The organism is Pseudomonas sp. UBA6310 (genome assembly GCF_002438225.1).
In the GTDB taxonomy this organism is placed as follows: Bacteria; Pseudomonadota; Gammaproteobacteria; order Pseudomonadales; family Pseudomonadaceae; genus Pseudomonas_O; species Pseudomonas_O kuykendallii.
Window position 1 is genome coordinate 131,775 of record NZ_DJTK01000081.1, and the last position, 1,188, is coordinate 132,962.

The following is a 1,188-nucleotide window of genomic DNA, read 5'->3' on the forward strand; positions in this document are numbered from 1 at the left end:
GCTCACGATTGAGCCGTCGCAGCTGCTGCACTGCTTCCGCCATCCGGCGCGATTCCTCCTCGAACAGCGCCTCGGTTTGCGCCTGGCCGACGAGGAAGAAGCCATCGCCAGCGACGAGCCGTTCGCCCTCGAAGGCCCGGCCCGCCGTGGCCTGCGCACCCTGGCACTGCAAGCGGTGGAGCGCGACTGGAGCGAGCAGGATGAGCGTCGCGTCGCGCGCGCCGCCGGCTGGCTGCCGCCCGGCGAACTCGGCCACGCGCTGTGGGGCAAGCTGCGCGGCCCGGTGCGCGCCTTCGCCCCGCGCTTGTTCGAGGCACGCCCGGAGGATGCGCCGCAGCCGCTGCTGGTGGATGTCACCCTGGCCGGCGTGCGCGTGCATGGCTGGCTCGACGGCGTGACCGCCAGCGGCCTGTTCGACTGGCGGCTTTATGCGCCCGGCGCCTGGGACTTGCCGGGTTTCTGGCTGCGGCATCTGCTGCTGAACGTCGCCGCCGGCGAAGGGATCGCCCGCGACAGCCTGCTGATCTCGCCGGCCGGCGACTGGCAGCTCGGCCCGCAAACCACTCCGCACGCGCTGCTGGAGCCCTGGCTGGCCGCCTACCGCGAGGCGCTCAGCGCGCCGCTGCCGTTCCTCACCCGCAGCAGCCACGACTTCGCCAAGGCGCTGGTCACCCCCAGCGCGCGCAGCAAGAAGGAGCCCCTCGAGGCCGCCCGCGGCGCGGCGCAGAGCGCCTGGGTCGGCGCCGACTTCAGCCCGATTCCCGGCGAAGCGCTGGACCCCTGGTACGCCCTGGCCTTCCGCGACCGCGACCCGCTCGGCGAACGCTTCGAGCAACTCGCCGAACAGCTGCTCGGCCCGGCGCTGCTGGCGTTGGCGCACGGTGGGCAGAATGAGGAGTTATGAATAATCCCCTAAGTTATCAGTGTGATCAGAACTGCCAGCGCCATTTGGAGTTTCAAGTGATGTTTTATGACTCCTTGCCGGGCGGCAATCGGCGGCTAGTAGAGAAGCTGCTTGCACAAGCTATTAGCAACGAGGTCGGTGTATGAGTATTCCGGATACCAATCAGCTAGTTGAGCTGCTTGAGCGGTTGGACTGGGAGCCGGGTGATGTTCTGGAAAACCATTATCTTGACTTCAAGCGAGCACAAAGCCCTAAGGAGGACTTTGGTCTGTCCCGGGCTGAGT

General features: G+C 67.6%; 1 pseudogene. It reads left to right on the top strand.

Annotated features, from left to right (window positions below):
• Positions 1-904: pseudogene (locus B3E91_RS20035) on the top strand (exodeoxyribonuclease V subunit gamma); the annotation flags it as partial.
• Between the last annotated feature and the right edge of the window lie 284 nt (positions 905-1,188).